We start from the raw sequence: 25,077 nt of genomic DNA, 5'->3' as shown, positions 1-25,077 counted from the left end.
TCAGGCCTGGCGGGAGGTAAGGGCCAGCAGACAGCCGATGGCGACGGCGGTGACGAGACCCGCAACGAGCAACATCGGGTCCAGCGAGGTGCTCGATGTTTGTGCGGTCGGCTGGGCGACCGCCTGAGCGGGCTGGTTTCCCGACGGCGGTTCGCTCTCGTCCGGTACAGGTGCGGCGGCGGACGAAGTCGTCGGCGTTGTGCTCACCGAGGGCGGGGCTGCCACGCTCGTGCGGCTCGGCGCGGCCGTCGACTGCTTGGCCGCGGGTGGAACGACCGGCGCCCGGGTGGACGGCTGCGGGGTGGGGGTGGGGGTGGGCGCGGGTTGGACGATGACCTGGGCACGCATGTCGGGGTGCACCGAGCAGTAGTAGGCGTAGGTGCCGGACGAACGGAAGGTGTAGCTCCAGCTTTCCCCCTGCGACAGTTGCGGGCTGCGGAAGGCGACGGGTGCGCTGGTGGTGACGACGTCGTGGGGCGCGGTGTCGTGCTGCATCCAGGTCACGGTGTCGCCCACCTGGACGGTCAGCGACCCCGGTGTGAAGGCGTAGTCCTGCATCATCACCGTCCGGGTCGCCGTGGACGCCGCCGACGCGACGGGCTCGGGGAGCAGGAGGACGGCGGCGGCGGCGAGCAAGCAGAAGAATCGGGTCATCGGACGAACTCCGCGGCGAACTCGACATGCACCGGACGGCGGGCCAGCAACCGGGCGGTCCGACCGCCGTTCGCGGGAGAGCGACGTGGGGACGGCAGCATCCCGCGCAGCCACAGGATGACGCGGTCGCTCTCGATGTGCCGTAGTTCGCCTTTGAGGAACAGGTCCCGCGGCGAACCGGCGATTTCGGCCTGCCCGACGAGTTCCACAGTGGAGTCGTCCAGGATGTCGACGTCGTCGCTGGTGAAGTACAGGCTGGGAAACAGTTCGGCGCGCAAGGCGGTCTGTCCGGTAAGCACCTTGGCGAGCAAGGGCACGGCGGTCCGCAGCGAAGCGGTGGCGAGCTCGATGGCCAGCATGTCCTCGCCGGCCCCGATCACGAGGGTCGCGTGGCTCACGGTCAGTCGGGCCCGGAGCCATCGGATCCCGAGCAGTCGCATCGTCAGCTCGGCCACGCATCGGTCACGTCTGACGGCGAAGGCGCGGTGCGTGGATTCGATGTCCTCTGTGGACAGCGCGGGGTTGTGGTGGCCGTCCGCGGGCAGGAATCGGGTGTCGGCGGGCACAATGTCCTCCGGGTTGGTGGCGGCGATCCGGGGTGAGCCCGCGGGGCCCACCCCGGACCTGATCATCGTGCGGACGTCAGCAGGTCGCCTGGTTGAGCATCGGGGTGAGGACGCTTTCGAGCCAGACGGTGTGCGTCTTGATGTACTGATCGAGGTTGAGCAAATCGCTCACCTGCTGACCGAGCGAGGTCTCCAGGTGGGCGCTCTGGATGTGCGCGATGATCGGTGCGAGGGTGTCGGTGAGGACCTTGTTGGCCGACCCGTTCGTCACCGGAGACAGCACGCTTTCCAGCCACACGGTGTGGGTCTTGATGTACTGGTCGAGGTTCAGGAGGTCCTGGACCTGCTGGCCGAGCGACGGCTCCAGGTGTGCGGCCTTGATGTGGTCGATGATCGGCTGCAACACGGCTTTGGGCACACAGTCGCCGGAACCCGGCGGCGTGGGCGACGGCATCGAGTGGCCCGGGCTGGACGGCGCGGTCGTGGGAGCCGACGTCGGCGAGGCCGTGGGGGTCGAGGACGACGGCGGTGTCGACCCGCCGTCAACGGTCAGAGTGGCTTTCATATCCGGGTGGATCGCGCAGTAGTAGGAGTAGGTGCCCGCTTTGGTGAAGGTGTAGGAGAACGTTCCGCCGGTCTGCAGCGTCGGTGAGGTGAACTTCTCCGGGCCGTCGGTGACGACGACGTTGTGCGGCGCGGTGTCGTGGTTGGTCCACGTCACCGTGTCACCGACCGAGACCGTCAACGCGGCCGGGGAGAATGCGTAGCCCATCATCTCGACCGACTTTGTCGACGCGGCGGCAGGTGCTGCGGCGGCGGCTCCCCCGGCCTGTTCCTGAGCGAGTCCCTGGTACAGCGGCACGGCCAGCGGGCCCTGCGCGGACAGCGCCGCCAGGTCGACGTCGTCGGTGCTCGTGCCGGTCGCGGTGGTCGACTGCCCCGTGCGCATGGTCGTGAGGCTGACCATGGCCAGTGCCAGTGCGACGATCGCGACCGCGATCGGCCACCGACGCCGACGTGCCACCGCGGGCGGGGCGTCGGGCTGCGATCCGGTGGCAGCAGAGGTGTGTTCGGGGTTGTCCATCAAGGGCTTCCTTTCGATGTGACGGTATTTCAGGGTGGAACCGTTCACCGGCCAGGACTGGCGGTGACGAGGAGGCTCGCCGCGAACAACACCACGACGACAAGCGTGGTCTCCGCGGCGACGGAGTAGACGAATGGACGTACAACACCGGCGTCACCGCGCAGGACGACCGCGAAGTCGAGCCGCCGGGCGACCCAGCTCTTACTGCCTTGCGCGATCAGCAGCACCACGGCGAGAACGCCGAGCTTGACCAGCAGCACCCGCCCGTAGTCCGTGGTGAACACGCGGCCGACAGAACCGAGGGTCTGCAACGCCAACACGGACCCGGCGGCGATGACCAGCAGCACGGCGATCATCGCGAGTTTCGAGTAGCGGGGCACGACCTCGGCCAGCTCGCCGGGGTCGCGGCGGGCCAGCACGCCGAACAGCAGCATCGCGAGGCCGCCGATCCACGCGCAGATCCCGGCCAGGTGCGCGAAGTCCGCGAGCTGGCTCAGCAACGGGTGCCCGCTCTCCGCCGAGTGCCCGGTCAACCCGGTGGTACGTAACAACCCGACGGCGATCGCGCCCGCACCGACCCGCCAAGCCGTCGACGTCGCGGCCCGCCGCCCGCGCTGCAGCAGGTCGGCGAGGACGACCCCACCCAGCACCCACAGCAGCGTCTTCGAGAACCAGATCCGCCCGAACTGACCGTTCAACACCTGGCTGATCAGGTCCCAGTCGAACAGATCCAGTGGTGAGCGCTGAGCCACCCAGGCACCCTCCAGGCCGAGCCCGCAGACGGTGCCGGCCAGGCCGAGGACCCAGCCGACCACGACCACACCGCGCGCCTGGCGATTGTCGCCACCGTCCGGCCACAGCAGAGCGAGGAAGAACATCCCGCCGACGAACACGGTCATGCCGGCGTAGTCCACGCAACGCGCGAGGACGTACAACGCCTTGGCAGCACTGAGAGCCACCGGATCAGCCGCCGCTGGGAGGAACGGCCTGGGCCGGCGGGAGGCCGGCGGGCAACAGCAACGGAGCTTGCCCGGGCTGCGGCTGGCACGATCCGACCAGGGCCAGAAGAATTCCACCCGGACCGGTCAGTCCGAGGCCGGTGGTCAGGCCGCCGACGAGCGGGAGACCGGTCAGTGCGTCGATGACGGGCTGCACCGCCCCCGGCTGGCAGCCAGGGGCGGGAGGGGGCGTTCCCGGGGGCGCCGGAACACCGGGTGGCGTGGATGGCGCGCCGGGATCGGTCGAGCCGGGAGGGGCCGGGTCGGACCCCTGCGGCGGCGGTTGAACCGGTGGAACGTCGGTGACGGGAACCGCGCCCGGCGGGACCACGGGGGGCGGAGCCGCTGGTCCCGGTATCGGAGGCATCGGCTCGACGGCGTCCGGTGGCGGCGGCTGACCAGACGGCACCGGCCGCTGAGCCGGCGAGGCCTGTGGCTGCCCGTCCACCGCCATCACCGAGGTATTTGCACCGGCTGGTGCCGTCTTCAGCCCGACGCCCGAGGCATAACCGACCACCACCACGACCGCACCGGCCAGGCAGGCCGCGACCACGTGTTCACGGTGAAGCGAGCGCCCTCGCGAAGCCGTCACAAGCGAATTCCTTCCCAACATAGTTTCCGTCGCCCGGCTCACATCATCACGACGTGCGACAGGCAAATCGTTCAATATCGGCTTTGTCCGTGGAACCTTTTCGACGACCACCCGTCAGACCTGCCAAATCGTCCGACGAGCGAGAAGAACACCAGTCGTCCTGTTTCATGTGATGATCCGGGCATGACAGATAGGTAAAATTGATCACCTTGTACGCCGTCCGGACGGTGAGATCCAGACCGTTCGCGGAGGCGGTGAGAAATATTTAACGTTGTCGTTTCTTACGAAACCCGTACGTTGCGATTGATCACTGTCATTATCTGTGCCGCACGCGCCGTCAAGCATTAAGGGCAGGACATTGCGACCAATTTATGACACTAACACCCTATTCCATCAAAGCAAACAAACCGGACAATTCCGCGCATTCAGGATGCTTGGCGCGGTGGCGCTGGGCATGCTCATCCTGGCGCTCACGGCACCGGCGGCGAGTGCCCACAGCGTCCTCGAATCGAGCAGCCCGGCGAAAGACTCATCGATCGCGACCGCGCCGGCCGAGGTCGTGCTGCAGTTCAACGAACCCCTCGACACGGGTTTCACCGAACTGGCGGTGCTCGGGCCCGACGGCACCTCACACTGGGAAGGTGGCGCGCCCGTGATCACCGGCCCAAAGCTCTCCGCACCCCTGAAACCCTTGGGCCAGGCTGGGAAGTACACCGTCCACTACCGAATCGTCTCCACCGACGGCCATCCGGTATCCGGCTCCCTCACCTTCACCTTGACCAGTCCCGGCCCGGCGACTGCAACATCCGTCCCGGCCGCCCCAACCCCGCCCAACTCCCCCGCGGCGGACACGGCCGCGCAGTCCGACACGGGCGGCGGCGTACCCGCGTGGCCCTGGATTACCGGGGCTGTCGTTCTGCTGATCGCAGGCGCCGCCGTCGCCATCCACATCGGCCGCGGGCCCGGTCACGTCGACCATTGACCTGTGCCGCACACTGGCACTTGTGCCGCTATGACGTTCCTGCCCGGTGCACTGAATCCGGCACTCGTTTCACTGATCCAGTCAATGTTTGTACCTCGCTCATGGATCCCGCGATAGAAACGGTCACGGGCTGATGCGTCGACTTTTCCGCGGCAAACGCGTGCGCTTTCCTCGGCTCCTCGGGTTGCTTGCTGTGCGTCGTCGTAAGCGGCGACCACGAAAAGGGGATCCGACCTCGGGGAGACAATGAGCGAGACAACAGGAGTGCCCGAATTAGGTCGCCCTTTCCAGGGCCGGGAGTGACTCCATTCTCCCGACAAGGCGGCCTGCCGTCACCCGATCCGGCTTGGATATCCCGTCCGCGGCGGGGTGGAACAGGAAACAGACCGGCTCCCCGAAAACCGGACTGCGGCTGGCATCGCGATACCGCCGCGGCATGTGACCGCAAGAGCTGTCCAGGGCGCATCAAGCTGGAGGACCTGGCTCCACGGTTGTTCGGTCGTCCTTACCGCGGCGGTAGCATGTGTTGACAGCAAAGGATATCCGTCATGACCAGCGGCCGGCCGCCGGCGAGCAGCAGCCGGTCGAAGGCGATGGCGCGGGTGCCGCGCTCGAGCCCGAACGCACTCGCGATCTCGGCGGGCGTCCACGCCGCCGCTTTTTCGGGCGCGGGTGACCGTCTCCCGCTCAGCCGGTGACCCGGCGCGTACGCCGGCCGAGCACCCAGCCGACCACGCCCGTGACGATGCCGACCACGGCCGGGGCCACCGCGCGCCGCAGGAGCGGCAACACGATCGTGCGGCCGACGTCGAGGCTGTTCTCCTGCCCGGCGACGGACACGGTCGCCGCCTGCGTGTCACCGCCACCGATGGTCGCTTCGAGCCGGGTGGCGAACTCCGTGATGAGCGTGGCGCTGACCTCGGCGATGAGGCTCCGGCCGAACTGCGCCGCCCGGCCGCTGATGGCCATGTCGGTGGACAGGTCGACCCGGGTGCCACGCTCGGTGGCCCGCAAGGTGGCGGTGATGGTGGCCGCCGCGGTACCGCTCCCCCGCTCCTCGCGGCCCTTGGCCTCGATCACCGCGCGGTGGTCGATTTCGTCGCGCTCGAGGAAACGCGCCTTCCCGGTGTAGCGCTCGTTGATGGGACCGATCTTGGTGGACAGGCCGCCGCGGTATTCGCCCTCGACGACTTCGTCGAGGTGCGCGCCCGGCGGAACGGCGCCCACGGATAGTGCAGAAGAGCCCATCTCGTCGACACGTGAGCACAGATGGCGACGTAAGCGATTAGCCGGGCCGGGAACGGGTACGCGAATGCTTCCATGACAAAAGGAGGAGCACGAGATGGCGACAGGTGAAACCGGGTTCGACGACGTCACCTACGACCTGGTGTCGGTCCAGTACCACGCGCTCAAGGCCGGTCACGACTACGGCCAATACGTCCGCGACGCCGAAAACGCCGGCAGGCAGGACATCGCCGACTTCTTCGGCCGGACGATGAAGGAGGACTCCGCTCGAGCCGCCCAATGCCACGAATACATGAAGGAGCTTTCCGGAAGCTCACAGTCAGGCCCAGCTGTCACCTGACCGCAGGTGCCTACCCCCGAAGCGGTCCACCCGTGAATGGTCGGGTGGACCGCTTCGGCATTTGCGCCGCTGCTCTTGCGGGAGAACGCCGGGCCGGCATCGGCGTCCGCATAGGTTCGTCGTCGTTTTAAACGGATGCGAGCGGGTATGGCTACGGGTGTCGGTGGACCTGCCGGCACCCGTAGCGCAGAAGAAAGGGTATCTGTCCGATGAGCACCATCACCGAATCCGTCGACGTCGAAGCCACCGTGTCCGCCGCCTACAACCAGTGGACCCAATTCGAGTCGTTCCCGCGGTTCATGGACGGCGTCGAGGAGATCCGCCAACTCGACGACACCCACACTCACTGGAAAGTCAACGTCGGCGGCGTGACGCGGGAGTTCGACGCCACGATCACGGAGCAGCATCCCGACGAACGTGTCGCGTGGGCCTCGGACACCGGCCCCACCCACGCCGGTGTCATCACCTTCCACCGCATCGACGACGACACCACCCGGGTGACCGCGCAGATGGACATCGACCCCGACGGCTTCGCCGAGAGCGTCGCGGACAAGCTGGGCATTCTCGACCGCAAGGTCAAGGGCGACATGAAGCGCTTCAAGACGTTCATCGAGAACCGTGAAGGGCGGGAGACCGGGACGTGGCGCGGCGACGTCGAACGCCCCGCCCAGCATTGACCGCGAGTCACCCATACCGCTGACAGGCTCACCCTCTCTCCAGATCAGCAACGCTCTGTGCCGCCACCGGCATGGTGCATCGATTTCCGTTCTCGAGGAAGGCATTGTGATGGCCGCTCCACTCAACCCCCAACCAGACCGGTCCACCGATGGCGTCACTCCCGGTGGCGCGGCACGTTCACCGGCGCAGCTGGTCGCCGGCGTGATCGGGGTGGTCTTCCTGATCGTCGGGATCGGCGGATTCATCCCCGGTCTCACGACCGACTACGACCAGCTCAGCTTCGCCGGGCGCCACTCCATGGCGATGCTGTTGGGGTTGTTCATGGTGTCGATCCTGCACAACATCGTGCACCTGTTGTTCGGCATCGCTGGGCTCGCACTGGCCCGCAGCCCACGCTCGGCACGGGCCTTTCTGGTCGGGGGCGGGGTGATCTATCTGGTGCTGTGGATCTACGGACTGGTCATCGACCACGACAGTGCCGCGAACTTCGTGCCGGTCAACACCGCGGACAACTGGCTGCACCTTGGTCTCGCTGTCGCCATGATCGCACTGGGCCTGCTCACCGGCGCCCGTGGCCGAGTCCCCGGCGAGGTCGCTCCGGACAGCCGCTGATGACCACCACGACTGAACAGTCCCTCTGGCTGCAGGACACTCCCACCACACCGGATCACCCACCACTGAGCGGGCAGCACCACGCCCGGGTCGCCGTCATCGGCGCCGGCATCGGCGGCCTCACCACGGCGGTGTTGTTGCAGCGCCATGGCGTGGATGTCGTCATCGTGGAGGCCGGCCGAGTCGGTGCCGGGGCGAGCGGCAACAACACCGCGAAGGTCACCGCGCTGCAGTCCACCATGTACTCGACACTGGAACGAGGACACAACGCCGCGGTCGCCACCGGTTACGCCGAAGCCGCCACCGCCGGGGTCGAGCTGGTGGCCGCCTTGGCCGAACCGATCGACTGCGATCTGCAGCGCGCGCCCGCCGCCACCTTCGCCTACACCAAAGACGAACACGACACGGTCCGAGCCGAAGCCGACGCCGCGACCCGTGCCGGGCTGCCGGTCGAGTGGGCGGAGAAGCTGGACCTGCCGTTCCCCACGTACGGGGCGGTACGGCTGCCCGGACAGATCGTGGTGCACCCGGCGAAATACGTACGTGGTCTCGCCGCCGCGTTCACCGCCGAGGGCGGCCGGGTGTTCGAGCACAGCCGCGTGCGGAACGTATCGGTCACCGCGCCCTATCAGGTCAGCACCGACGAAGGGGCCATCCGGGCCGAACACGTGGTGGTGGCCACCCACTACCCGATCCTCGACCGGGGACTGTTCTTTGCCCGCCTCGAGGCACAGCGGTCCTACTGCGTCGCCGCACGTCTACGCTCCGGAACGCCACCGGCCGAGCTGGCGATCAGCGTCGGCAATCCGTCATGGTCGTTCAGCCGCCACGGTGATCACCTCATCGTCGGCGGGCAGAGTCATCCCGCCGGTGAACGTGGCGTCGACTTCAGCCGGTACACCGCTCTCGCCGACTTCGCGCACCGGCATTTCGACGTCGAGGAGATCCGCCATCGCTGGTCGGCGCAGGATCCGAAGGCCTACGACGGATTGCCGATGGTCGGTGCCTACCTGCCGGGCACCTCACGGCTGTGGGTGGCGACTGGGTTCGCCAAGTGGGGCCTGGCAATGGGTTCCGTCGCCGGGCAGGTGCTCGCCGACCGGATCGCCGGCGCGGACAATCCGCACGCGGATCTGTTTTCCCCGCACCGCGCCAGCCTGCGCAGTGCTCCGGCGCTGCTACAGCAGAACGCGAGGGTCGCGAAGGACCTCATCGGCGACAGGCTCGTCCCGCCGGAGGCGGCCGACACCGATGATGTTCCTGTCGACACCGCCCGGGTGCTGCCCGACGGGCAAGGGAAAAAGGGCGTATATCGCGATCGCGAGGGCGTCGTGCACGCGGTGTCGCTGCGCTGCACCCACCTCGGTTGCCTGCTGCGGTTCAACGGTGCCGAACGCAGCTGGGACTGTTCGTGCCACGGCTCCCGCTTCGACGTCGACGGCGCCGTCCTCGAAGGTCCCGCGACCCGGCCTCTGTCGCGACGAGATCCGTGACGGCTCACGGCGTCAGTTCGTCCGTCCATAGTAGTCAGGATCCTTACGCAGCAAGGCGGACCGGTGACTCCGACGAAAGTCGGCGGCCCCAGCCCGCTTCCGGAAACGGCAGAAGGATCTGCGTCGTCGCGGCCGGCTACGCACTTTCCCCGACCGCGAGGTCGAGCGACGCACGCTGCGGGTCCGAGACCACCCGGCCGTACACCGCGAGCACGTCGCTGGCGATCCGGTCCCATGAGTACCGCGCACGCACGCGATCGGCGGCCGCGAACCCGTAGGCCTTACGGGCGGCCGGATCCGCCAGCAGTTTCCGGATGGTCTTGGCCAGCGCGATCGGTTGTTCCGGCGGGACGAGTGCGCCGGTTACGCCGTCGACCACCGTGTCCATCAGGCCTCCGACGGCACCGGCGACCACCGGGACACCGCACGCCATCGCTTCCAGCGGCACGATTCCGAACGGTTCGTACCACGGCGTGCACACCACGAGATCGGCCGAGCGGAACAACTTCGGCATGTTCCGCCGGGACACCTGGCCCACGAACTTCACCCGATCCGCGACCCCGGCCCGGGCGGCGAGGTCCTTGAGCCGGTTCGCTTCCGGGTCGTCGGCGAGTTTGCCCTTCGCGGGACCACCGGCGATGACCAGTTCGGTCCGCGGCAGCTGGCGCAGCGCGGCGATCACCGTGGCAAAACCCTTACGTGGCACCAATCTTCCCACCGCCACCAGACGGTGTTCGCCGTTCCTCGGCATCGACGGCCCGGACGCGGAGAACCGGCGGAGGTCCACCCCGCACGGCACCACCGACACCCGGCTGCGGAGAAGTCCCATCCGCCCGAGCTCGAACATCTCGTCCGAGCAAGTGGCGACGACCCTGGCGACCCCGGTGGCCAGCGCTCGCTCGATACCGATGCGCTGGGGCGGGCTGGTGTCCGCCTCTCCCTGATGACGACGCTTCACCGTACCGAGAGCATGGAAGGTCTGGACCACTGGCACGCCGGGGGATGCCGCCGCCAGCATCGAGGCGAGCCCCGACATCCAGAAGTGCGCGTGGACGACGTCCGGGCGTTCGCGCAGCCAGTCCACTTCCAGGAACTTGGCGAAGTCCTCCATATACGGCAACAGTTCGTCCTTGGACACCGGCGCCGCCGGGCCCGCGGGAACGTGCACGACGCGGTAGCCCCCGGGCGCGGCGACACACCGCTCCTGGGCCGGATCATCCCGTCTCGTGTAGACGGTGACCTCGTGCCCGGCTCGTACCAGCGCGGCGGACAACTCGGCGACGTGCACGTTCTGCCCGCCGGCGTCGACCTCCCCAAGCACCGCCAACGGATTGGCATGTTCGGAGACCATCGCGATCTTCATAAACCCTCGCCTCCTTCACCGGGAACACGGACTCAGACCACTCGCTCGAACACCTGCTGCCAATTTCGGACGAAAGCGTCCAGGCCGTAGTGCCGAAGGGCGAACTCACGGGCGCACTTACCCATCCGGCGCGCGTTTTCAGGCTCGTCGACGAGCTCACGGACGGCCGCGGCCAGCTCTCCGACATTCGCCGAAACCACCCCGGCTTCCGGCGGGACCGCCCGCACGGCTTCGGTCGTGGCCACGGCGACCACCGGCATCCCGAGGTGCATCGCCTCGATCAGCGACAGGCCAAGCGACGTCCAGCGGGCGGTGTGCAGGTACAACCGCCGCTGCGCCATCTCCGCCGCTAGCCGCGTGGAGTCCAGGTCACCGATCGCGACGAGCCTGTCCGCGCCAAGGCCGGTCTTTTCCGCCAAGCCGTCCGAGCCCATGCCGAACACGTCCAGCGGAGCCGCCTGCGCGAACGCGGGCAAGAGATCGGTTCCGGTGACCCGCCATCGGCGGACCGGTTCGTTGATCACGACGGCGGCCCGGTCGAGCCTCCCCGTGTAGCGGTGCCCCAGGTCCACGACCCCGTGTTCGATCACCGTGACCGGGGCGCGCCCGCAGTCCCACATCAGCGCGTTGAAGTGCGTCACGTGGGCCACGGGGATGTCGGGCCGGTCCGCCATCGGGTGCCGGGTCTCCGGGACGTCGCCGCGCGGGGTGTTGTGCTCGACGTACACCGCGGGCACGTCGCGCCCGAGACGTCGGCCCAGCCACTCCTCGGCGCGTTCGATCTCCTCGGGGCGCTGCAGTACGACGAGATCGACGTCGGCCCCGGCGAGGTCGGCGGGCGCGATCTCGCGTGCCGACTCCGGCCAGTCCCGTCCACATCGGCCCCGCCCCCACGAGCCACCCTCCGCTGTCGCCGGCAGAAGATAGGTGTGCGGCCCCTGCACGAAGGATGTGGTCCAGGAACCGTGGATATGCCACACCAGGATGCGCAGTCCACGGTCGTCAGGCCGGCCATCGATCATGGTGGGAGGGATTACCGATCGAAGGCGATCTAAACCTCGCTCACCCGCGACATACCCGCTCCTCGTCCGCCGACACTTCCGGAGCCGGACGAACGTGGGTTTATCCAAGATCGGCCGGGGTATCCGCGCAGCAGTCCGAGTCTGTGGTCGAAGCACGCCGAAGGAGGCGCATGTCTTCTGCGATCCCGCGGGCGCTGGTCACCGGCGGGGCGGGGTTCGTGGGGTCCCACCTCTGCGAATACCTGCTGCGCAACGGTTCCGCGGTGCTCTGTGTGGACAACTTCGTGACGTCGTCACCCGCCAATATCGCCCATCTGGCGGGTTTCCCCGAATTCCGGGTGATCGAACACGACATCACCGAACCGCTACTGGTCACCGAACCGTGTGATGTCGTCTTCCATCTGGCTTCGGCCGCGTCACCGAGGGACTACTTCCGGTTGCCGATCGAGACGCTGCGTACCGGATCGCACGGCACCGAGAACGCGCTGGACCTCGCGTCGGTGCATGGCGCGCGCTTCCTGCTGGCTTCGACCAGCGAGGTCTACGGCGACCCCCATGAGCATCCGCAGCGGGAAACCTATTGGGGGCACGTCAATCCGATCGGCCCGCGCAGTGTCTACGACGAAGCCAAGCGGTACGGCGAAGCGCTCGTTTCGGCGTACCGGCGGGAACGTGGTGCCGACACGGCGATCGCGCGGATCTTCAACACCTACGGCCCTGGCATGCGTGCCGGCGACGGCCGGTTGGTGCCCGCGTTCATCGGGCAGGCGCTCGCGGGGAAACCCATGACGGTGGAGGGTTCGGGAGAGCAGACCCGTTCGCTCTGTTATGTCGGAGACACCGTCCGCGGTCTGGTCGCCTTGGCCGCGAGCGGACATCCGGGGCCGGTCAACATCGGTAACCCGCGGGAGCTTTCCGTCCTTCGCATCGCCGAGGAGATCCGGGCACTGACCGACAGTCGTTCCACTGTCACCCACGTGGACGCCGCCACGGACGATCCGCAACGCCGGTGTCCGGACATCACCCTGGCCGAACAAGTTCTTTCGTGGCGACCGGAAGTGTCCTTGACCGACGGTCTCCGACGGACGGTCAAGTGGTTCCAGCAGCGCTTTACCGGCGCTGCCGAGTAGCTGCCGAACAGGAGAGTCGCTTCGGTGAGTAGCGACGTCCTGGGGTTTTCGACCGAATCAGTTTATCGCCGACTTCAGCGGGTAACGCTAGGCACACGAGCGGGTCCGGAGCCGGAGTCCGTGTCCCGACTGAGAAAGGTGGCCCGATGCGCATTCTCGGTGTCAACGCCGTCTTCCACGATCCGGCCGCCGCGCTGGTCGTCGACGGGCGGATCGTGGCCGCGGCGGAGGAAGAACGCTTCAGCCGCCGCAAACACGGCAAACGCCCGGTGCCGTTCTCCACTTGGGAACTCCCCGAGCAGGCCATGAAGTGGTGTCTCGACCACGCGGGCGTCTCGCCTGGCGAACTGGACGCGGTGGCGTACTCCTATGACCCGGCCTTGGTCGACCATGCACTCGGCGGCCTCGACCAGGGCTCCGAAGAGACCCGCACGGATTACGTCCGGCGGGCACCCGGTTTCCTCAGTGCCGCGCTTCCCGGGCTGGATCCCGCCGTCGTGCGGTTCGTCCGGCATCACGTGGCACACGCGGCTTCCGCGGCCCTCGCGGCACCCTTTCCGGACTCGGCTGTCCTCGTCGCGGACGGCCGCGGCGAGGCCACTTCGTACCTGGCGGGCGAATACCGCGACGGCAAGTTCGAAGAACTCGCGGCACAGTCCCTTCCGCACTCGCTCGGGTTGATGTACGAGGACTTGACCGAACACCTCGGGTTCGCGCGCTCCAGCGACGAATACAAGGTGATGGCCCTCGCTTCCTATGGCACGCCGCGATTCCTGGACCGCTTTCGTGAACTCGTGCACACGAGTGCCGACGGCGGTTTCCGCACCGAGCCGATCAACTGGAACTCCTTCGCTCCACCCCGGACGGACACCGGCGAACTGCTGCCGCGACACGCGGATCTCGCGTCGACCGTGCAGCGTTGCCTGGAAGACGTCCTGCTCGAGCTCACGACCTGGTTGCACGAGCGCACCGGCCAGCCGAATCTCTCCCTCGCCGGTGGTATCGCGCTGAACTGTGTCGCCAACACCCGTCTGCACGACGAAGGTCCGTTCGACCGGATCTGGGTGCAGCCCGCGGCCGGGGACGCGGGTACCGCGCTCGGCGCCGCGCTGCAGCTGGCCGCCGAATACGGCGAACGCGCGGCGCCCATGTCCGGCGCCGACCTCGGCCGCGACTGGACCGACGACGAGCTCGAAACCTTGCTGCGCAAGGCAAAGGTCCGGTACGAGCGGCCGGCGGACGTCGCGGTGGCCGCGGCGGAGGCGCTAGCGGACGACCAGGTCGTCGCCTGGTTCCAGGGCCGATCCGAGTTCGGCCCGCGTGCGCTGGGCCACCGGTCGCTACTGGCTCACCCCGGGCACGCGGCGAACCTCGAACGTCTCAACGATGTCAAAGGCCGCGAACAGTTCCGGCCCGTCGCGCCCATGGTGCTGGCCGGACGCGCGGCGGAACTCTTCGGCCGAGGACCGCTCCCGAGCCCGTACATGCTGTTCATCCACGACGTGACGCCGGCCTGGCGCGATCGGCTTCCCGCAGTGACCCATGTGGACGGAACGGCCCGCGCCCAAACGGTCGACGCCGCGTCGAACCCTTTGCTGGCGAGAATGCTGACCGAATTCGACGCCCGCACCGGGATACCGGCCGTCGTCAACACCAGCCTGAACACCGCGGGACGGCCGATGGTCGACAGCCCGCGCGACGCGCTCGAGTGTTTCGGTTCGGCTCCGATCGAGCTGCTCGCGCTCGGCCCGTTCGTGGTGAGGCGCCCGTGAGCGACTACACCGTGGTCATCCCCACCACCCGCCGCGAGAATGTTTTGTTGTTGCTCAAGGCTTTGCGGGAAGCGACCGGACCGGCTCCGGCGGAAATCATCGTGGTGGACGACCGTCCTGAACCGGACGATCTCGGGCTGCCACAGGGAATCAAGCTGCTCAAATCGGGTGGCCGCGGCCCCGCGGCCGCCCGGAACGTCGGCTGGCAGCACGCTTCCACGGAGTGGATCGCCTTCCTCGACGACGACGTGCTCACCGGTCCTGAATGGCCGGTGCTCCTGGTGAAGGACCTGCTCGGCCTGCCCTCGGATGTCGGTGCGTCGAAGGCCCGCATCGTGGTACCGCTCCCCGCGGACCGGCGGCCCACCGACGAGGAACGCGGTACAGCCGGGCTCGAACAGGCTCAGTGGATCACCGCGGACATGGCCTACCGCCGCGATGTGCTCGTCGCAGCCGGCGGTTTCGACGAACGGTTTCCCCGCGCGTTCCGGGAGGATTCCGACCTCGCGCTCCGGGTTTCCGAGGCGGGCTACCGGATCGTGACCGGCAGGCGAACCACCACCCATCCGGCCAAGAACTCCGGCCCGCTCGCCAGTCTCCGGGCACAGCGGGGCAACGCCGACAACGCGCTCATGCGCCACAAGCACGGACGCACTTGGCGCGAGCGAACCAAAGAGGGCAAAGGACGGCTCGGGCTCCACGCCCTGACCACCGCGGCCATGCTCGGCGCCATCGTTCTCAGTGCCGCCAAGAAGAAAACCGCCGCGGCGGTGGCGGTGGCAGTCTGGGCCGCGCTCACCACGGACTTCGCCGCCCGCCGGATCCATCCCGGCCCGCGCACCCGCGACGAGGTCGGCCGCATGCTGGTCACCAGCGCACTGATCCCGCCCGCCGCCTGTGCGCACCGGATCCGCGGTGAGTTCCGCTTTCGTGGCCGGGCGCGACCGCAGGCGGTGTTGTTCGACCGGGACGACACCGTGATCGTGAACATCCCCTACCTCGCCGACCCGGCGCTGGTCGAACCCATGCCCGGAGCCGTGGAAGCGTTGCGGCGCCTGCGTTCGGAGGGGATCCGCGTCGGGATGGTCAGTAACCAGTCGGGAGTCGCACGGGGACTGGTCAGCCGAGAGCAGCTACGGGCGGTCAACGCGCGGGCCGAGGAACTGCTCGGCCCGTTCGGGACCTGGCAGATCTGTGTCCACGGCGACGAAGACGGTTGTGCGTGCCGGAAACCCGCGCCGGGGCTGGTCCGCCAAGCCGCGCTCGCACTCGGGGTGGACGTGCGACGCTGCGTGGTCGTCGGCGACATCCTCGCGGACGTCACCGCGGCCACCAGCGCCGGTGCCCGCGGCATCCTCGTGCCGACGAAGCACACGCTGCCGGCCGAAGTGGAGTCCGCACGCCTCGACGCGACGGTCGCCCGCGACGTCACCGAAGCCGTCGAACTCGCCTTGGGCGGAACCCGATGAGCGGGCGCTCCCTGGTGGCACGCCTGGACAACAACGGTGACGTGCTGCTCGCCGGGCCGTGTGTGCGCGCGATCGCCGCGCACTCCGATTCGGTGACACTGCTCGCCGGGCCACGCGGCACCGCGGCCGCGAACCTGCTGCCGGACGTCGACCAGGTGCTCACCTGGTGCGCCCCGTGGATCGACCCCGAGCCGGGACCGTTCACCGAAACCGACGCGGAAATCGTGGTCGATCTGATCAGGACGGCGGAAGTCGACCGCGCCTTCGTGCTCACCTCGTTCCACCAGTCGCCCTTGCCCTTGGCCGTGCTGCTGCGCATGGCCGGCGTCCCGTGGATCGGCGCCATCTCGGAGGACTACCCCGGGTCCCTTCTGGACCTTCGCCATCGGGTCACCGGGGATCCGCCGGAAGCGGTGCGCGCCTTGTCCTTGGCCGAGGCCGCCGGTTTTTCGCTGCCCGAGGGCGACGACGGCCGGCTGACGGTACGCGAGCCCCTGCCGGACATGCGGGCGTTCACCGGCGCTCCCGGATACGTCGTCGTGCATCCAGGCGCGTCGGTACCGGCCCGGCAGGTGTCCGGTACCCGCAGCGCGGAATTCGCGAAGGCGCTCGCGGCGGCGGGCCATCGTGTGATCGTCACCGGGGCTCCCGGTGAACGCGAGCTCACCCGCGAGGTCGCCGCCGGGCAGTTCACCGATCTCGGTGGCACCACCGATATGGCGGAGTTGGCGGCGGTACTGCGCGGCGCGAGTGTCGTGGTCGCGCCGAACACCGGACCCGCCCATCTGGCGGCGGCGGTCGGCACGCCGGTGGTTTCCCTGTTCGCGCCGGTCGTCCCGGCGTCACGGTGGACTCCCCATGCCGTGCCGGTCGTGCTACTGGGCGACCAGGACGCGCCCTGCCGCGGCACCCGGGCCCGCGACTGCCCGGTCGCCGGGCACCCCTGCCTGGAGTCGATCACTCCGGAGCAGGTGGTCGCCGCGACCGAAGAACTGCTATCAGGCCGGCGCGCGCGCCGTTCAACGACGGGAGGCGTCTCGTGATCGAAGAACATTTCACCGCGCTGTGCGGTGTCCTCGAACGGACCAGCTCGACCGCCCCGAAGATCCGGGACTGGGGCAGGCACCTGGCCACCGTGCTCCTCGGTGGCGGCCGGTTGCTGACCTGTGGCAACGGTGGCAGCGCGGCCGAAGCCCAGCACCTCAGCGGCGAACTGGTCGGCCGGTTCCTCCACGACCGGCAACCGCTGTCGGCGATCGCGCTGCACGCCGACACCTCCGCGGGTACCGCGATCGTCAACGACTACGGCGAGCACGAACTCTTCGCCCGCCAGGTCCGCGCCCACGGCCGTCCCGGTGACGTGCTGATCTCGTTGTCCACCAGTGGAAGCAGCCAGAACGTCGTCGCCGCGGCGAAGGCAGCGCACGAGCTCGGCCTCACCGCGTGGGCGCTGACGGGCCCCGCGCCGAACCCACTAGCCGCCCGGTGCGACGACGCGATCACCGTCGAAGCCCCGAGCGTCGCCACGGTCCAGGAAGTGCATCTGGTGCTCGTCCACGCTCTCTGCGCGGCGCTCGACGAAGCGCTGGGGGTGCCCACGTGAGGCCACTGGTGGTCGTCGGGGACGCGATGCTCGACGTCGATCTCGAAGGCACAGCCGAGCGGCTGTGTCCCGAGGCGCCGGTGCCCGTGGTCGACGTCGAGCGGCAATGGCGCCGGGCGGGCGGTGCCGGACTCGCCGCTGTCCTCGCCGCGCGGTCGACGTCGGAGGTCGTGCTCGTGGCCGCGCTGGGCGAGGACGCCCCGGGCCGCGCGCTCACCGGCCTGCTCGGCCGGGAGGTGGAGGTCGTCCCGCTGCCGTTGCGCGGTGGCACGGTCTGCAAGACCCGGGTCCGCTCGGGCGGGCAAACGTTGCTGCGCCTGGATTCCGGTGATGGGGTGGCAACAGCCGTACCTCTCGACGCCCGCGTCGAAAGCGTGCTTCGGTCGGCGGGTGCCGTCCTTGTCGCCGACTACGGCCGGGGCGTCGCCCGTCATCCCGGGATGCGCCGGCTGCTCTCCGAACTGGCACCTGGTGTGCCGATCGTCTGGGACCCGCATCCGCGCGGCCCGAACCCCGTCGACGGCGTCCGGCTCGCCACGCCCAACGAAGCCGAAGCCCGGCATTTCGCGCCCGGATACACCGATGCCGCGGAACTGGCGAAGATCCTGCGTGGCGAGTGGGCAGCGGCCGGGGTCGCGGTGACGGCCGGTTCCGGCGGTGCGGTCCTCGCCGACGGCCAGAACTGTTCTACGGTCCCGGTTTCCCGGGCCGCGCGTTCTTCGCGGGGTTTCCCCGGTGACACCTGCGGTGCCGGGGACAGGTTTGCGGCCGCCGCGGCCGCCGCGCTGCTCGACGGCGCGTCCACGCCCGAGGCCGTCTCGGCGGCGGTCGACGCGGCCGCCCGGTTCGTCGTGGCCGGGGGCGCGTCCGCACTGTCCACCTGCGACACCGAGACGTCCGGATCCCGGGCATGCCCGGACCGAAGCGGCTCGGCCTTCGAGCTGGCGGCCAGGGTCCGGGACCGCGGCGGCCGGCTCGTGGCCACCGGCGGCTGCTTCGACCTGCTGCACCCAGGCCACATCAGCCTGCTCCGCCAGGCGCGTGCCCTGGGTGACGCGCTGGTCGTCTGCCTCAATTCCGATGATTCGGTGCGGCGGCTCAAGGGTCCCGCCCGGCCGATCGTGCCCGAACGGGATCGTGCGCGGCTGCTCACCGAACTGTCCTCTGTGGACGCGGTGACCGTGTTCGACGAGGACTCGCCCGTCGCCGTGCTCGACCGGCTGCGACCGGACGTGTGGGTCAAGGGCGGCGACTACACCGACGCGGACCTTCCCGAATCCGAGGTCGTGCACCGGCACGGCGGCGAAATCGTCCTGATTCCCATGGTCAGCGGCTACTCCACCAGCAGGCTGGTGGCCGCGGCCCACGCGGGTGCGTAGAAACCAGGAAAAGGAGCAAGATGCGAAACCTTGGCAATGTCCTGATCACCGGTGGCGCCTCCGGGCTCGGTGCGGCGACCGTCCGCGCGGTGCGTGAGGCGGGCGGGGTACCGCTCGTGATCGACCTGGCACGACCCGAAGACGGCGTGGAGTCCGTCCAAACGGACTTGGCCGACTCCGCGGCGACGGAGAACGCGGTCCGTGAACTCGCCGAGCGGGCCGGTGGCCTCGACGCGGTGTTCACCGCCGCGGGTATCGACGCCTGCGGGACGCTGGACTCGGTATCCACAAAGGACTGGGAGCGGGTGGTCCACGTCAACCTCCTCGGAACCGCGGCCGTGGTCCGCGCCGCGTTGCCTTATCTGGAGCGCGGTCACGGCACGGTGGTGACGGTCGCGTCCACGCTCGGTATCAAGGCGGTCAGCGACGCCACCGCCTACTGCGCCGCGAAGTTCGGCGTCGTGGGCTTCACGCGCGCCCTCGCCGCGGAGACGGCCGGCCGGATCGGCGTCACCCTGCTCGTCCCCGGTGGGATGCACACCGCCTTCTTCGACAACCGCGACGAGCAGTACAAGCCGGGGCCGGACGCCAAGCTGAACAAACCCGAAGACGTCGCGCGGACGGTGTTGTTCGCCCTGAGCCAGCCACCCGGCTGCCAGGTCCGGGAAATGGTCGTGTGCTCTTCGGAGGAAGGCTCCTGGCCATGACCGGTGTTCTCGTGCTGAGGGCGCTCGGTCTGGGTGACCTTCTGACCGCCGTGCCCGCACTGCGCGGGCTGAGACGCCGATATCCCGGCGAACGTCTCGTGCTCGCCGCTCCTGAGGGACTGCGCGATCTGGTGGAGCTCATCGACGCTGTCGACGAGCTGCTGCCGACAGCGGGGCTCGGCACCCTCGACCGGTCAGGTGAACCGCCCACGATCGCGGTCAACCTGCACGGCAGCGGCCCGCAGAGCATCAGCGACCTGCTCCGGCGGGAACCGGGCGAACTGCTGACCCACCTGCACCCGGACTTCCCGGACCTGCCGGGCATCGAGTGGCGCGACGACATCCACGAGGTCGAGAGGTGGTGCCGTCTCGTCGAGTTCGCCGGAGGTGACGCCGATCGCGGCGACCTGGGACTCCCGACGCCCCCGGGCCCGAGTCCGGAGCCGGACACCGTGGTGATCCATCCCGGCGCGGCCTTTCCCGCACGGCGATGGCCAACCGAGCGGTTCGCTTATGTGGCACGGGCTCTGCACCGTGCGGGTCACCGCGTCGTGGTCACCGGCAGCGGCAGCGAGCGGGCACTGGCCACCGAAGTCGCCGAAGTGGCCGGTCTCCCGGGCACCGCGGTGCTCGCCGGGCGGACCGCTCTGGCCGAACTGGCCGCGCTGGTCGCCGGCGCCGCTTTGGTCGTCTGCGGGGACACCGGGGTCGGCCATCTCGCGACGGCGTTCGGCACGCCGTCGGTCCTGCTGTTCGGGCCCACCCCGCCCCGGCTGTGGGGGCCGCCGCCCGGCGCGGTGCAGCACCTCACGCTGTGGGTCGGCGACGTCGGTGATCCCCACGGGCCGGAGCCCCATTCCGGTCTCCTCCTGCTCGGGAAAGAACGGGTACTCGCGGCCGCGCGAACGCTCGTCGGCGAACGGGCCGCCCATGGGTAGGCGGGTGGGCGTCGTCGGCGCGGGGTACGTGGGGCTCACCAGCGCGGCCTGTCTCGCCCACCGGGGACACAACGTCGTCTGCGTCGAGAAGGACAAGTCCAAAGTGGACCGGCTCACCGAGGGCACCGTCTCCATCGCCGAGCCCCGTCTGCCCGAGCTCGTCTCCGAGGGCATGGCGAACGGTCGCCTCACCTTCACTTCCGACCCGAACCGATTGGCCGTCGCGGACATCGTGCTGCTTTGCCTGCCGACGCCGATGGGCCCCGGCGGCGCCGCCGACCTCGGCGCGGTGGACTCGATCCTGCCCATGCTGGCCGAAGTGCTGCCGGTCGGCTGTGTGCTGGTCACGAAGTCGACCGTGCCCGTCGGGACCGCGCGCCGGATCGCCGAGCTGCTCGGACGGCCGGACGTGCCGGTGGTGAGCAACCCGGAGTTCCTCCGCGAAGGCTTCGCCGTACAGGACTTCCTGCACCCCGACAGGATTGTGGTCGGCGCGGCCGAGCCCCCGGCCGCCACGGCCGTAATCGGGCTGTACCTCGGCATGGACGCGCCGGTACTGCGGACCGACACCGCCAGCGCGGAGATGGCCAAATACGCCAGCAACGCCTTCCTCGCCCTGAAACTGTCCTACGTGAACGTGCTCGCCGAACTGTGCGAACAGGTGGGCGCCGACATGTCCGACGTCGGCCGCACCATGGGCCTCGATGCCAGGATCGGACCGGCGTTTCTCATGCCGGGCCCGGGCTGGGGCGGTTCCTGCCTGCCGAAGGACACCAACGCCCTGCTGAACGCGGCAGACTCGGCCGGTGTGGACTTCGGCCTCCTGCGGGCGGCCGTGCTGGCGAACACCCGGCAGCGCGACACAGTCGTGCGCAAGATCCGCACCGCGGCAACCGGTTCTCCCGCCGGATCGATCCGGGACATGCGCATCGGCCTGCTGGGTCTCACCTTCAAGGCGGGCACCGACGACCTCCGCGACTCCCCCGCGCTCGTCGTCGCCGCGGAACTGGTGGCACAGGGCGCGATCCTCACCGCCTACGACCCGTGTGTCCCCCTCGCCGGGCAGGAGGGCCTGCCCTCGGTGCACCTGGTCGACGATCCCTACCTCGTCGCCAAGGACGCGGCGGCGATCGTCGTCCTGACCGAATGGCCGGAGTTCCGGGCACTGGACTGGGCGCAGCTCGCCGCCGTCTCCGACCGCGCGGTGGTGATCGACACCAGAAACCTTTTGGACGGCGAAGTACTGGCGGGCACGGGTTTCGTGCACACCGGCGTCGGCAAGCCCGGCGTGACGAGAAGCTGACGTCATGCGCGTACTGGTAACCGGATGGCCGAGTTTCCTCCACGGCGAAGCCACCGCCGGGGACGTGCAGAGCATGCGGCGGGTTTCGGCCGCCCTGACCGCGGCGGGCATCCCGTCACGAAGCGCGTGGAGCCCGGTCTTCCGGCCCGGCGCGCTGACCCTGGAGGCCGCCGATCCCGGTGACTTCACCCATCTCGTCTTCGCCTGCGGTCCCGCTCACGGGCCACAGGTCCGTTGGCTGCATGAGAAGTTCGCGGCGTGCCGGCGCATCGTGGTCGGCGTCTCCGTGATCGATGGCGACGACGCCGCGGTGACCGGCTTCCACCACGTCCTCGCCCGCGACGGCCCGAATGAGTCCACTGTGGACCTTGCCGCCGGAGGAACCTTGGCGCCGGTCCCGGTGGCCGGAGTCGTGCTGGCGCCCGGACAGGCCGAATACGGCGCACGGCGTCAGCACGACCAGGTACACCGCGAGGTGACAACCTGGGTCAACGAACGGGACTGCGCTCCCGTCCCCCTCGACACCCGGCTGGACGGTACCGACTGGCGCCACTGCGCGACTCCGGACCAGTTCGCGGCGATCCTGCGCCGCCTCGACGTCGTGGTGTCCAGCCGCCTGCACGGCGTGGTGTTCGCCCTCCGCGCCGGCACCCCGGTACTGGCCGTGGATCCGGTGGCGGGTGGCGGAAAAGTCTCCGCACAGGTGTCCGCGTGGGGTTGGCCGGCGCTGCTGACCGCGGACCAGGTGTGCGACTCCGGCGGGAAGGCGCGGTTCGCCCGCTGGTGGAACTGGTGCCTGTCCGACGAGGCCTCACGACACGCTCGGACCTGCGCGATCAGGACCACCGAAAAGCTCACCACCCAACTCGTCTCGATTCTGCGGGAGGACAGGGCGAACCGATGAAAACGACGGTCGTCATCGCCACGCGCAACCGCCGCGGCGAACTGCTCAAGACCCTCACCCAGCTCGCCGCCCTACGCCCGCGGCCGCAGATCATCGTGGTGGACAACGGTTCGCGCGACGGCACCGCACCGGCGGTACAGCGAGAATTCCCCGCGGTGGACCTCGTCGAGCTCGACCACAACGAAGGCGCCGCGGCCCGCAACATCGGTGTTGCCCGGGCTCCCACGCCATACGTGGCCTTCAGCGACGACGACTCGTGGTGGGCGTCCGACGCGCTGACCCGCGCCGAACGCGTGCTCGACGACAACCCCCGGGTCGGTTTGGTCGCCGCGACCACCTTGGTCGGGCCCGGCGGCACTCCCGATCCGGTCGCCAAGCTGATGGCCGCGAGCCCGTTGGGGCATCGCCCCGGTCTGCCAGGGCCGTCCGTGCTCGGTTTCCTCGCGTGCTCGGTCGTCGTCCGCCGGGAGGCGTACCTCGGTTCCGGCGGGTTCAGTTCACTGCTCCACTTCGCGGGCGAGGAGAAACTGCTCTCCTACGACCTCGCCGCCGCGGGCTGGGAGCTCTGCTACGTCGACCAAATCCTCGCCCACCACCATCCGTCGAGCCGCCGGCCGGCCGACGCCCGGCGCCTCGCGCAGGAACTCCGCAACGACCTGCTCATCGCGTGGTTACGCCGTCCGTTGCCGGTAGCCCTGCGGAAGACCGCACACACCGCCGGACGCGTTCCGCACGACCCGGTCGCCCGCCGCGCACTGGCGGGCTTCCTCCGCCGCCTGCCCGCCGCACTGGCCGGGCGCACCCGCCTGCCCGTACGGGTCGAAGGGCAGGTCCGCTTGCTGGAAGAAGGACACGAACACTGATGAACCAGGACACCCGAGAACCCCGGGTCACCGTCGTGATGATCACCCACAACCGACGGGTGGAGGCTCTGTCCACTTTGGATCGCATGACGACACTGCCGGACGCGGCGCCGATCATCGTGGTGGACAACGCGTCCGAAGACGGCACGGCCGAAACGATCGCACTGCGGTTCCCCGAGGTAAAACTGATGGCGATGACGGAGAACCTGGGCGCGGCCGGCCGCAACCACGCCATGGACCTCGTCAACACGCCGTATGCGGCCTTCTGCGACGACGACACGCGCTGGCAACCCGGAGCGCTGACCCGGGCCGCCGATCTCCTCGACGCACATCCCGGGCTCGGCTCGGTGACCGGCCGCTGCCTGGTCGAACCGGACCTGCGGGAAGACCCCATCACCCCCGAGCTCCGCGATTCGCCGGTACCCGGCCCGCACTGGCTTCCCGGCCCGGCGCTGCTCGGGATCATGGCGGGCCTGACGACCGTGCGGGTGGCGGCCTTCCGCGAGGTCGGTGGCTTCAGCACGCGGATGTGGCTCGGCGGGGAAGAGGAACTGTTCGCCCTCGACCTGGCGGCCCGCGGATGGTGGATGTGCTGGGCGGAGGACATCGTCATCCACCACGCGCCTTCGCACGCCCGCGATCCACGGCGACGGCGGCAACTCGGGATCCGCAACACGTTGTGGACTCTGTGGCTGCGCCGTCCCGTCCGCAGCGCGCTGCGGCGCAGCGGTGTCGTTCTCGGGTCCGCGCCGAAGGACACCGCGACCCTGGCCGCGGTCGCCGAGGCGCTCCGGGGTGCGCTCTGGGTCATCCGGGAACGCCGGGTGGTTCCTCCCGCGGTGGAGCACGGACTCCGCCTGCTCGAAGAATCACAGCGGAATTCCGCCGCCCGGCGCTACGTCGGCTGAGCGGGCATGGCTGATGCCGGTCAACCGGAAGTGCCGTATGGCCGCTGGGACGCACCTTTGTGGCCCTCCGGCTCGTCGCCTTCCTCAGCCGCGATGTCTTCACCCCTTCGCCTGGTGCTGTCCCCGGCTCCGAACGGCGTGCCCGGCTCCATGTCCGTCGATGACACACCTTCGCGTTCCTCCTGCGCAATCGGCCTGTCCTCGCCGCTCGTTTCGCGAGAAGGTGTCTGCCTCGCTTTCTCTCCCGCCTCCGCTGCCGCATCACCTTCAGCACCGACATCCGGCGACCATCCGTGCTGCGCTTCTCCTTCGAAACGGCCGGCTTCGCCGCGTTGCTCGTCGCTCTGGTTCATGAGTACTCCTCGTAGTAACGGCCTGGCTTCTACGACAAACCGATTCCGGTGGAGTACCCACTGCCCCGAACGCAAACCGCAACCTCAGGCGCGTGGGGGTCGTGAGTGTTTACGAGTGT

At 69.1% G+C, this 25,077-nt stretch carries 27 protein-coding genes; 18 read left to right on the top strand and 9 right to left on the bottom strand.

Annotation, left to right across the window (positions count from 1 at the left end; all coding sequences use genetic code 11):
* The 5 genes from VGP60_RS19115 to VGP60_RS19095 are packed head-to-tail and all read right to left on the bottom strand — an operon-like array spanning position 1 to position 3,855.
* On the bottom strand, positions 1–654 hold the full coding sequence (locus tag VGP60_RS19115) for a plastocyanin/azurin family copper-binding protein (protein ID WP_327549390.1): 654 nt from the start codon (positions 652–654) through the stop codon (positions 1–3).
* Entirely contained in the window at positions 651–1,286 is a 636-nt protein-coding gene (locus VGP60_RS19110; RefSeq protein WP_327549389.1) for a hypothetical protein, read from the bottom strand. The genes VGP60_RS19115 and VGP60_RS19110 overlap by 4 nt, the downstream gene beginning before the upstream one ends.
* A 10-nt stretch (positions 1,287–1,296) precedes the next feature.
* A complete protein-coding gene (locus VGP60_RS19105; protein WP_327549388.1) occupies positions 1,297–2,304 on the bottom strand; it encodes a cupredoxin family copper-binding protein in 1,008 nt (335 codons plus the stop codon).
* Positions 2,305–2,348: 44 nt separating this feature from the next.
* Positions 2,349–3,263, bottom strand: a complete 915-nt coding sequence (locus VGP60_RS19100; protein WP_327549387.1) for a copper resistance D family protein — start codon at positions 3,261–3,263, stop codon at positions 2,349–2,351.
* A 4-nt stretch (positions 3,264–3,267) separates the two neighbouring features.
* Entirely contained in the window at positions 3,268–3,855 is a 588-nt protein-coding gene (locus VGP60_RS19095; RefSeq protein ID WP_327549386.1) for a hypothetical protein, read from the bottom strand.
* Positions 3,856–4,324: 469 nt separating this feature from the next.
* On the opposite strand from VGP60_RS19095, the gene VGP60_RS19090 reads away from it, so the two are divergent.
* Both VGP60_RS19090 and VGP60_RS19085 read left to right on the top strand, forming a co-directional pair.
* Entirely contained in the window at positions 4,325–4,876 is a 552-nt protein-coding gene (locus tag VGP60_RS19090) for a copper resistance CopC family protein (protein WP_327549385.1), read from the top strand.
* Positions 4,877–5,424: 548 nt separating this feature from the next.
* Entirely contained in the window at positions 5,425–5,574 is a 150-nt protein-coding gene (locus VGP60_RS19085; RefSeq protein ID WP_327549384.1) for a hypothetical protein, read from the top strand.
* Here VGP60_RS19085 and VGP60_RS19080 read toward each other — a convergent pair.
* The gene (locus VGP60_RS19080) at positions 5,564–6,103 is read right to left on the bottom strand and encodes an SRPBCC domain-containing protein (RefSeq protein WP_327549383.1); all 540 of its coding nucleotides are present in this window, start codon (positions 6,101–6,103) and stop codon (positions 5,564–5,566) included. The genes VGP60_RS19085 and VGP60_RS19080 overlap by 11 nt on opposite strands.
* 115 nt (positions 6,104–6,218) lie before the next feature.
* Here VGP60_RS19080 and VGP60_RS19075 point away from each other — a divergent pair, with 115 nt between their 5' ends.
* From VGP60_RS19075 to VGP60_RS19060, 4 genes are all read left to right on the top strand, one after another.
* Positions 6,219–6,461 (top strand): acyl carrier protein, encoded by a 243-nt coding sequence (locus tag VGP60_RS19075; RefSeq protein WP_327549382.1) that lies wholly within the window; start codon positions 6,219–6,221, stop codon positions 6,459–6,461.
* Between the two features lie 209 nt (positions 6,462–6,670).
* Positions 6,671–7,138, top strand: a complete 468-nt coding sequence (locus tag VGP60_RS19070; RefSeq protein ID WP_327549381.1) for an SRPBCC family protein — start codon at positions 6,671–6,673, stop codon at positions 7,136–7,138.
* A gap of 109 nt (positions 7,139–7,247) precedes the next feature.
* A complete protein-coding gene (locus tag VGP60_RS19065; protein WP_327549380.1) occupies positions 7,248–7,751 on the top strand; it encodes a DUF4383 domain-containing protein in 504 nt (167 codons plus the stop codon).
* Positions 7,751–9,244 carry an FAD-dependent oxidoreductase gene (locus VGP60_RS19060; protein WP_327549379.1) on the top strand — a complete coding sequence of 498 codons (1,494 nt, stop codon included), beginning with the start codon at positions 7,751–7,753 and terminating at the stop codon, positions 9,242–9,244. The genes VGP60_RS19065 and VGP60_RS19060 overlap by 1 nt, the downstream gene beginning before the upstream one ends.
* A gap of 136 nt (positions 9,245–9,380) precedes the next feature.
* Here the strand turns inward: VGP60_RS19060 and VGP60_RS19055 are convergent, their stop codons facing one another.
* Entirely contained in the window at positions 9,381–10,607 is a 1,227-nt protein-coding gene (locus VGP60_RS19055) for a glycosyltransferase (protein WP_327549378.1), read from the bottom strand.
* A gap of 32 nt (positions 10,608–10,639) precedes the next feature.
* Positions 10,640–11,629 carry a glycosyltransferase gene (locus VGP60_RS19050; RefSeq protein ID WP_327549377.1) on the bottom strand — a complete coding sequence of 330 codons (990 nt, stop codon included), beginning with the start codon at positions 11,627–11,629 and terminating at the stop codon, positions 10,640–10,642.
* A gap of 170 nt (positions 11,630–11,799) precedes the next feature.
* Here VGP60_RS19050 and VGP60_RS19045 point away from each other — a divergent pair, with 170 nt between their 5' ends.
* From VGP60_RS19045 to VGP60_RS18990, 12 genes are all read left to right on the top strand, one after another.
* Complete coding sequence (locus VGP60_RS19045) at positions 11,800–12,759, top strand: UDP-glucuronic acid decarboxylase family protein (RefSeq protein ID WP_327549376.1); 960 nt, start codon at positions 11,800–11,802, stop codon at positions 12,757–12,759.
* 146 nt (positions 12,760–12,905) lie between these two features.
* Complete coding sequence (locus VGP60_RS19040; protein WP_327549375.1) at positions 12,906–14,531, top strand: carbamoyltransferase family protein; 1,626 nt, start codon at positions 12,906–12,908, stop codon at positions 14,529–14,531.
* Positions 14,528–16,000, top strand: a complete 1,473-nt coding sequence (locus VGP60_RS19035; protein WP_327549374.1) for an HAD-IIIA family hydrolase — start codon at positions 14,528–14,530, stop codon at positions 15,998–16,000. Before VGP60_RS19040 ends, VGP60_RS19035 begins: the two co-directional genes overlap by 4 nt.
* Complete coding sequence (locus tag VGP60_RS19030) at positions 15,997–17,043, top strand: glycosyltransferase family 9 protein (protein WP_327549373.1); 1,047 nt, start codon at positions 15,997–15,999, stop codon at positions 17,041–17,043. The genes VGP60_RS19035 and VGP60_RS19030 overlap by 4 nt, the downstream gene beginning before the upstream one ends.
* A complete protein-coding gene (locus tag VGP60_RS19025; protein ID WP_327549372.1) occupies positions 17,040–17,603 on the top strand; it encodes an SIS domain-containing protein in 564 nt (187 codons plus the stop codon). Before VGP60_RS19030 ends, VGP60_RS19025 begins: the two co-directional genes overlap by 4 nt.
* Positions 17,600–18,982 carry a D-glycero-beta-D-manno-heptose 1-phosphate adenylyltransferase gene (gene rfaE2 / locus VGP60_RS19020; protein ID WP_327549371.1) on the top strand — a complete coding sequence of 461 codons (1,383 nt, stop codon included), beginning with the start codon at positions 17,600–17,602 and terminating at the stop codon, positions 18,980–18,982. The genes VGP60_RS19025 and rfaE2 overlap by 4 nt, the downstream gene beginning before the upstream one ends.
* Positions 18,983–19,002: 20 nt before the next feature.
* Positions 19,003–19,689 (top strand): SDR family oxidoreductase, encoded by a 687-nt coding sequence (locus tag VGP60_RS19015; protein WP_327549370.1) that lies wholly within the window; start codon positions 19,003–19,005, stop codon positions 19,687–19,689.
* Positions 19,686–20,627 (top strand): glycosyltransferase family 9 protein, encoded by a 942-nt coding sequence (locus VGP60_RS19010; RefSeq protein ID WP_327549369.1) that lies wholly within the window; start codon positions 19,686–19,688, stop codon positions 20,625–20,627. The genes VGP60_RS19015 and VGP60_RS19010 overlap by 4 nt, the downstream gene beginning before the upstream one ends.
* Positions 20,620–21,930: a UDP-glucose/GDP-mannose dehydrogenase family protein gene (locus VGP60_RS19005; protein ID WP_327549368.1), complete on the top strand. Its 1,311-nt coding sequence runs from the start codon at positions 20,620–20,622 to the stop codon at positions 21,928–21,930. Before VGP60_RS19010 ends, VGP60_RS19005 begins: the two co-directional genes overlap by 8 nt.
* A gap of 4 nt (positions 21,931–21,934) precedes the next feature.
* A complete protein-coding gene (locus VGP60_RS19000) occupies positions 21,935–22,834 on the top strand; it encodes a polysaccharide pyruvyl transferase family protein (RefSeq protein WP_327549367.1) in 900 nt (299 codons plus the stop codon).
* Complete coding sequence (locus VGP60_RS18995; RefSeq protein ID WP_327549366.1) at positions 22,831–23,697, top strand: glycosyltransferase family 2 protein; 867 nt, start codon at positions 22,831–22,833, stop codon at positions 23,695–23,697. Before VGP60_RS19000 ends, VGP60_RS18995 begins: the two co-directional genes overlap by 4 nt.
* The gene (locus VGP60_RS18990) at positions 23,697–24,605 is read left to right on the top strand and encodes a glycosyltransferase family 2 protein (RefSeq protein WP_327549365.1); all 909 of its coding nucleotides are present in this window, start codon (positions 23,697–23,699) and stop codon (positions 24,603–24,605) included. Before VGP60_RS18995 ends, VGP60_RS18990 begins: the two co-directional genes overlap by 1 nt.
* 20 nt (positions 24,606–24,625) lie before the next feature.
* Here VGP60_RS18990 and VGP60_RS18985 read toward each other — a convergent pair whose 3' ends face one another.
* Positions 24,626–24,958: a hypothetical protein gene (locus VGP60_RS18985; RefSeq protein ID WP_327549364.1), complete on the bottom strand. Its 333-nt coding sequence runs from the start codon at positions 24,956–24,958 to the stop codon at positions 24,626–24,628.
* Positions 24,959–25,077: the final 119 nt, after the last annotated feature.

Source organism: Amycolatopsis sp. (genome assembly GCF_036008905.1).
Taxonomy (GTDB): Bacteria; Actinomycetota; Actinomycetes; order Mycobacteriales; family Pseudonocardiaceae; genus Amycolatopsis.
Note: the sequence above shows the minus strand (reverse complement) of the source record. Positions and strands in the feature narration are given on the sequence as shown.